This is a genomic window from Streptomyces sp. NPDC001941 (assembly GCF_040296945.1).
Classification (GTDB): domain Bacteria; phylum Actinomycetota; class Actinomycetes; order Streptomycetales; family Streptomycetaceae; genus Streptomyces.
This window is the reverse complement of record NZ_JBEOYE010000193.1, coordinates 1-6,199: the sequence shown is the minus strand read 5'-3', so window position 1 is coordinate 6,199 and position 6,199 is coordinate 1. Positions and strand designations below refer to the sequence as shown.

At 66.8% G+C, this 6,199-nt stretch carries 8 protein-coding genes; 4 read left to right on the top strand and 4 right to left on the bottom strand.

Annotated elements, in window-relative coordinates; all coding sequences use genetic code 11:
• Positions 1-156: 156 nt before the first annotated feature.
• Entirely contained in the window at positions 157-279 is a 123-nt protein-coding gene (locus ABT160_RS46045) for a hypothetical protein (protein ID WP_351656143.1), read from the bottom strand.
• A 665-nt stretch (positions 280-944) separates the two neighbouring features.
• Here ABT160_RS46045 and ABT160_RS46040 point away from each other — a divergent pair.
• Positions 945-1,208 carry a GntR family transcriptional regulator gene (locus ABT160_RS46040; protein ID WP_351656141.1) on the top strand — a complete coding sequence of 88 codons (264 nt, stop codon included), beginning with the start codon at positions 945-947 and terminating at the stop codon, positions 1,206-1,208.
• A gap of 611 nt (positions 1,209-1,819) precedes the next feature.
• Positions 1,820-2,224, top strand: coding sequence for a hypothetical protein (locus tag ABT160_RS46035; protein ID WP_351656139.1), 405 nt, complete (start codon positions 1,820-1,822; stop codon positions 2,222-2,224).
• 1 nt (position 2,225) lies between these two features.
• On the opposite strand, the gene ABT160_RS46030 is transcribed toward ABT160_RS46035, so the two are convergent.
• Positions 2,226-2,813 carry a hypothetical protein gene (locus ABT160_RS46030; RefSeq protein WP_351656137.1) on the bottom strand — a complete coding sequence of 196 codons (588 nt, stop codon included), beginning with the start codon at positions 2,811-2,813 and terminating at the stop codon, positions 2,226-2,228.
• Between the two features lie 153 nt (positions 2,814-2,966).
• A complete protein-coding gene (locus ABT160_RS46025; protein WP_351656135.1) occupies positions 2,967-3,476 on the bottom strand; it encodes a hypothetical protein in 510 nt (169 codons plus the stop codon).
• Positions 3,477-3,761: 285 nt separating this feature from the next.
• Between ABT160_RS46025 and ABT160_RS46020 the strand changes: the two genes are divergently transcribed.
• Both ABT160_RS46020 and ABT160_RS46015 read left to right on the top strand, forming a co-directional pair.
• Entirely contained in the window at positions 3,762-4,646 is an 885-nt protein-coding gene (locus ABT160_RS46020; RefSeq protein WP_351656134.1) for a helix-turn-helix domain-containing protein, read from the top strand.
• Complete coding sequence (locus ABT160_RS46015; RefSeq protein ID WP_351656131.1) at positions 4,639-4,812, top strand: DUF397 domain-containing protein; 174 nt, start codon at positions 4,639-4,641, stop codon at positions 4,810-4,812. Before ABT160_RS46020 ends, ABT160_RS46015 begins: the two co-directional genes overlap by 8 nt.
• 63 nt (positions 4,813-4,875) lie before the next feature.
• On the opposite strand, the gene ABT160_RS46010 is transcribed toward ABT160_RS46015, so the two are convergent.
• On the bottom strand, positions 4,876-5,046 hold the full coding sequence (locus tag ABT160_RS46010; RefSeq protein WP_351656129.1) for a hypothetical protein: 171 nt from the start codon (positions 5,044-5,046) through the stop codon (positions 4,876-4,878).
• Between the last annotated feature and the right edge of the window lie 1,153 nt (positions 5,047-6,199).

Genomic DNA, 6,199 nt, shown 5'->3' with positions numbered 1-6,199 from the left:
ATTGCTCAGTTCATGCCGACGCACCATGCCAGGCCCCTGCCCGGAACAGCAGCAGATCCACCCTCCGGACAAGAGCCATCAGACACGCCCTAGTGGTACACAAGATCATCACTTGCCTATCACGTCGCTCGCATGCCGCGGTGGCGTTTCGGCCGGTCAGCGCCGCATCACGGGCAGCTCGTCCCAGACCGCGCGCGGCGGGTAGTCGTGCACGTGGTCCGGGCAGGCGTACTGCGTCACATCCGGTCCGCTCGCCCTCGGCACGTGGCCCACGGGCACGGGGACGGTGCTGGCGCAGCCACAGACGCACTGAACGGCTCGGGTGGTGCTGACGGGCTCGCCTCGCAGCCAATCGCGGGTCATGCCGACACCCCCGCCGTACCGAACGCGGAGCTGGCGAACGGGGCCCCGGGGTAGCTGTAGGGGTACTCCCGACCATCGGCCGCAGCTTCCACGGCACGGCGCCGTTCCTTGATGGCTCGCAGTTCAAGCGTGTGCTCCGTGAGAGGTGCCGTGATGCGCTCGGCCTTGAACCGCAGCGGTGCGGACTCGTCGGCAAGCCATTCCCGCAGCGCGGTGACGTGCGGGGGCTCCGGGGTCCTCCACCCACGGGCGCGAGGGGCCGTGGACGGTTCGACGAGGGTTCGTCCGGCAGCGTGCTTGCCGCGTGGTCTGCTCGGCGAGCTGGCGAGGGCAAGGGCGCAGAGGGTGAGAGCCCCCAAGAGCAGCACCCCACCCGTGGTCAGGGCTATAAAATCGCGCATAAGTCGTTCAGCTCCTATTAGCTGATCGGCGTAGCCCCGGCGGACCGGTCGCAACGGTCTGTCGGGGCGTTGTCGTGTTCGGGCAATGACGCTAAACGCAACACGTCTAACTCGTCTACCTGTCTAACTGGTATGCCTGTCTAAGTCGCCCGGATTTGGCTTGGTGTCTACGCTCTCCCCATGCCTGAGCGCCCGGACCCGAACACCCCCTACGCCCCCTACATGCGGGTGCTCGATGCGCTGACCGCGGATATCCGGTCGGGCAAGCTCGCCGCCGGGGACCGCATTCCATCGGATGCCGAGCTGTGCGAGCAGTACCGGGTGGCCCGCGAGACTGCCCGCCGCGCCGTGCGGGTGCTGCGCGAGCGGGGAATGATCGTCACCGAGTGGGGCCGCGGCTCATACGTCGCCGAACCGCCGAAGGGCGAGCCGGGCACCGAGTAGCCGAGGAAGGCGCGGGCCCCGACCGGCGCTCAGGTGAACGTCAGCCGGGGCCGTCTCTCAGATGCGAGGGCGCCCACGCTGGCAGTGCTCGCAGATGTAGCGAGACCGGAGTACCGGGATCATGGCGTCCGGATCTTTGTGTACGTCGCACAGCCACGACAGCTCGAAAGCTTCCGGGAAGCCCCGCAACAGGAACTTGCGGGCGGTTCGGCGGGCGCTGCCGTCTCCCGAACCGGGCATGGGGTCAGTCGTCATCCCCGTTCTCCTCGGGCGTGTCTTCCGGCGGCTCGTCGCGCGGGGTGATGATCTCCTGGCCCGCCACGTCGTAGCCGTTCACTTGGTCCTTACCCATGGTGCCCTCCAGTGGTGATCGGTAGTGGTGGTGAGGCTGCCCCGCCCGTCCGCAGCGGAGGAGCGACGGGACGGACGGGGCAGGGGTGGCGGAACCTACTCGCGGTGCGCACCGCGGGGCGGCCCCTCATCCGCTGATGAACACGCCCGGCGGTCCGGCAGCGGGTCTTGCGACCCGCCCTTGGCGCTCGTCCCCCGTGAGAGGGACGGTGCGGTCCGAGGCGGGTGTTCGTGGTGCTGGTGACAGCTAGGCTCGCGGCATGCCCGAGCCTTTCGTGAGCAGCGACGTGCACCACTTGGCGTGCGGTGTCTGCCCGTCACGGCTCTACTCCGTGGGGGAGTTCGATGTGTTCGAGCGCCCGACCTCGGAGTGCCCGTTCAGCAAGGCGGACGGGCACCGGTACCTGAGTGACGGGACACCGGTGTGTGTCCACCCCGAAAAGGTCGGGCTGCCCGCGGGGCGCTACAAGAGCGAGGGCGCACCGCTGACGATTGAGCTGGAACTGCCGCCCGACCCTTCCGACGTGGTCACATACCTGCGCGCTGTCCTGTGGGGCGCCGCCCCCGTGCTGCTCGACGACCTGATCTCTCAGGCGCAGGAACAGGTACGGGTGCGGTTCCCCGAGCTGGACCCGCTCACTGTGATGCGGCAAGCCCTCGCCTGAGCTACGCGGGGACGGGGTCGCGCTCGTCCAGGCCGAACCTGAACGAGTGCGCCTGTCCCTCCTCGCGGAGCCCGATGGACTCGTACTTCTCGTTCAGCCACGCGAGCCGGCGAGCCACCTCTTCGGCGGGAATCCAGTACCGGGGGTCCGGGTCGCGCCAGGCCGCGCGGTACGCCTGGTCCGTGTAGTCGCCGGGGCGCCAGTCGGTGTGTTCCTGGTCGGTCTGGTGGATGATCGAGACGCCGACGCGCCGCGTGATGCGGGCAAGGAGCTGCGGCTGCGCGATCATCGCGTGCGTCATCTCGTCCACCGGTACGGAGACGGGAATCTCGGCCGCGTTCTCGTCGTGGGTCGTCTCGTACACGGCGGCCTTGAGGCAGAGCGCGCGTAGCCCCTCGGCGAACAGGCTCGGTGCGTCCTCCTTCTGGTCGTACTGGGCGATGACCACGGAGCCGGTGAAGCATGTCCAGTCGGCGTCGTACTTGAGACTCGCCGCCCTGAACGCCGCGAACTCAGGGTCCGCCTCGATGGCGGTCAGGATCTGTTGGGCGCGCTCGCCGATGCGCGCGGGGGTCGGCAGGGTGATCACGATCTCTCCTTCGCTCGTCTTTCACGGATGGGCTCGGGGTGCTCGACTCCGCCCCGTTCGTCACGCGGGGTCAAGCTGTCCGCCCTCGGTGGGCTACCGGCTGTGAGTGGTACCGGCGCCCCGGGGATGTCCCCCGCCGAGTGCGGAATGTCGTCAGGTCTGGGGGCCCCGTCCCGGCCGCAAGAGCCACCCCGCGGTGCGACGGGTCCTCCTGTGGCTCGTGTGACCAGGACGGGGGTTTGTGGCCTGCCCGGCGGCGGCATGCGTCGTGGGGGCAGGGATGTTCACGGGCCACGCGGTGAAGATGTACGAGCAACCGATATCGGGGATCACCAAGGACAGCGGGGCGCCGTCCCGAAGTTGTTCGCGCGCCGCGTGTTCCCCCTCGGGGTCGCTGGCCCAGCAGCGCAGTTGGGTGGGGCTGTCTGGGAGCGGGGTCGGGATGACCCTCATCCACGGTTGGGCCCACGCGGAGTGCTCGGGATCGGGGTCGAGCCGGTCCGCGATACGCGCGGCCTCGCCCTGTAACCAGCGCAGTGCAAGCTTCGGCGAGATCGTCTGGAAGGTGCCGAGTACGTACGGGACGGTCTCGTGCGTCCCGTACACCACCCCTTCCGCGAGCGCTTCGCACCAGTAGCCCGCCGGTTCCAGTTGGCTAGTCACGGCGCTTCCTCGCCAATGACCACGTTCACGTAGTGGCTACCGTTGATCGCTTGGGTTCGGTGCTCCTGACGGAGGGGCCTTAAGGGCATGGCTTACCCGACAACCTTCCACGGATGGGGAGTTGGAGGCGGAATCGCCCTCTCACGATGCGGCTGCACGGCCCGGTCTGCAAGACTTCACAGCGAAACAGCCACGAACTAGGGGTGTACTGCAAACCGCGCGGTCGAGAGCACGCATTTCGAGTGGGCGCGGTCCTTCATAATGAGAGACAGAGAGGGGCACGCCATGACGGAGAGTCACCGAACCGGCTCCACCGTTCCGCGGCGTCAGCTTGGCCGCCACCTGGCCCAGTTACGGAAGTCGGCGCGGTACACAGTGCGGAGCGCCGCGAGGTACCTGGAATGGTCCGAAGCGAAGATGTGGCGCATCGAGTCGGGCCAGACCTCCCTACGGAGCCTTGACGTCGAAGCAATGTGCCGGCTGTACGGCGCCGAACCGGAGATCACCCAAGCACTGATGGGCCTCGCCAAAGAGACCAAGGCGCGCGGCTGGTGGCATGCCTACGGAGAGGCGATCCCCGAATCGTTTGATCTGTACATCGGGCTTGAGGAAGCCGCTTCTCACCTCGACACGTACGAGCGGGATCTCGTCCCGGGTCTGCTCCAGACAGCGGACTACGCACGGGCGATCATCAACGCTGGACACCCAACGGCCGATGAGTCATTTGTGGCTGCTCGCGTAGCGCTGAGGGTCGCACGGCAGGTGCTTCTCACACGCGTTGCCGGAGCGCCGTTGCTCCGTGTGCTGCTGGACGAAGCCGTTCTTCGAAGGCAAATCGGCAGCAAACACGCCATGGGCGGTCAGCTTCGGCACCTGATGGAAATGGGGAGGCTGCCGCACGTCACGATCCGTATCGTGCCCTTTGCTGCGGGACTGCACCTCGGAGTCCTGAGCGGCCCGTACACGGTCCTTCGCTTCCCTACCAACGGTGACGGCACCGCCACCGAACCGGACACCGTCTACACAGACGGCTTCACCGGAGCCCTGTACCTCGACAAAGAGGCGGAAACAGCCAAGTACCGAGCCGCCTACCAGGCCACTTGGGACGCGGCGCTTTCCGAGCACGAGTCCACCGCACTGATCACCGAAACGGCAGGGAGCTATGCCTAAGCCCGTCTGGCGCAAGAGCAGTTACAGCAACTCGAACCACGACTGCGTAGAGGTCCAAGACCACGTTGCCAACCTGGTACCCGTCCGGGACAGCAAGCGGCCGGGTCCGCAGATCGTAGCGAGCGCGCACGCCTGGCAGTCATTCGTAGACAGCCTTAAGGGCTGAACCGACACCACCGACAGAGCCCCGCTAGCACCGCCCCCACGGGGAGCTAGCGGGGCTGTCCTGTTACGCGGCGACGTTCGCCCGGATCACAGCGCGCGTCCACGCGTCGGGCGGGTCGTCGTCGGGCATCCGGTCAGCGAGGTACACGCCCCACCGTCCGCCCACGTGCGGCATGGGGCGGATGCGCACGCCGTAGCGCTGGGCGACTCCACCTCGGGTCACCGCTGCGGCCAAGCGGTGAAGCGTGATGAGTGCGCGGTCTTGGTCCACGCACGTCGTGATCAGCGTGCGTCTCATGCTGCGGCCCCCGCCTGGAGGGTCGGGGGGACGTACACGCGCATGTGGGGCGGCACCTCGCAGATGGAGTGGCAGCACACCGACTAGGCACCTTCGCAAGCGCCACCTGCCGAAACGACATGACCTGCCTGCGTATATGTGCAGACTGTCAAATTGCGACCTCGGGTTTTGTGCAGCTGCGGCTCGTGACAGGCCGAGGTATCAGCGTGCTTCACTAGGGCTGCGAACCCACCAGAGCCGTAACCAGGGGTGTTTGTCGGAGAAGAGATCTACAGCAGCCCCGACAAGCCAGCGCCGGGCCATGAAACGGCCGATACTCCACCGGTTAACTCCAAGCTCCGCAATAGCCTCCGTACGTCGGGAAATCCTCGGCCTGTGCCCGAGAGGAAGCATCGTCATGAGTCGCAGATCCGAGGTAGCCACGGCACAGCCTGCCCTCGAACTACGTGTTGGTGGACTGCACTTGACCGTGCAGCACATACCCGGTTGGCTCGTGGGACTGATCACCACGGCGGGCGGTGCCGCTGCAACGTGGTGGACGACCCGCTAGCCGCAGCGTTCGCCGGCCCGTGACGGATCGGGGTGCCCCGGACAGAGCACAGGGCGGGATCTGGGCGGCACACCGGACATGTGAGTGCGCACCCCACGGAGAGGAGGAAGGCTGGACCTTCAGCCCTTCCGTCGTCGAGGTCGTCAGGCGGACTTCAAGGGTCAGGCTCACCCGGTACGAAAGTGATCAACCATCCGCGTGTATGTACCCCTGACCTCTGGCGTAAGGAGCAGTGCCGCCAAGACCACGGCATCCACGTAATGATCCACCCGCAGATCGCGGTGCGCCACGACGTCACCGATAGACAAGTGTCGTGATCAGCGCGATAGCAAGCGGGGGTATGAACGCCACCCTTCCCTACCAAGCGCGCGACGATGCAGGTCGGTGCGGTTCGGCTACCTCCAGCGCTACTACCTGCACACCGCCCCAACGTCCCGGGACAACACACCTAGTGCCGCATCAGGCAACGTTCGCCCCAACATGGGGCTGATGAGTGGTTGTTGGTTGCCAGAATGGTGGGATGGCCGAGCGTGTGCGGGT

What these genes read in the sequence shown, in the direction of transcription:
- ABT160_RS46015 (WP_351656131.1), top strand. Translation starts at nt 4,639, where the DNA reads ATGCCTAAGCCCGTCTGGCGCAAGAGCAGTTACAGCAACTCGAACCAC.
- ABT160_RS46020 (WP_351656134.1), top strand. Translation starts at nt 3,762, where the DNA reads ATGACGGAGAGTCACCGAACCGGCTCCACCGTTCCGCGGCGTCAGCTT.
- ABT160_RS46040 (WP_351656141.1), top strand. Translation starts at nt 945, where the DNA reads ATGCCTGAGCGCCCGGACCCGAACACCCCCTACGCCCCCTACATGCGG.
- ABT160_RS46035 (WP_351656139.1), top strand. Translation starts at nt 1,820, where the DNA reads ATGCCCGAGCCTTTCGTGAGCAGCGACGTGCACCACTTGGCGTGCGGT.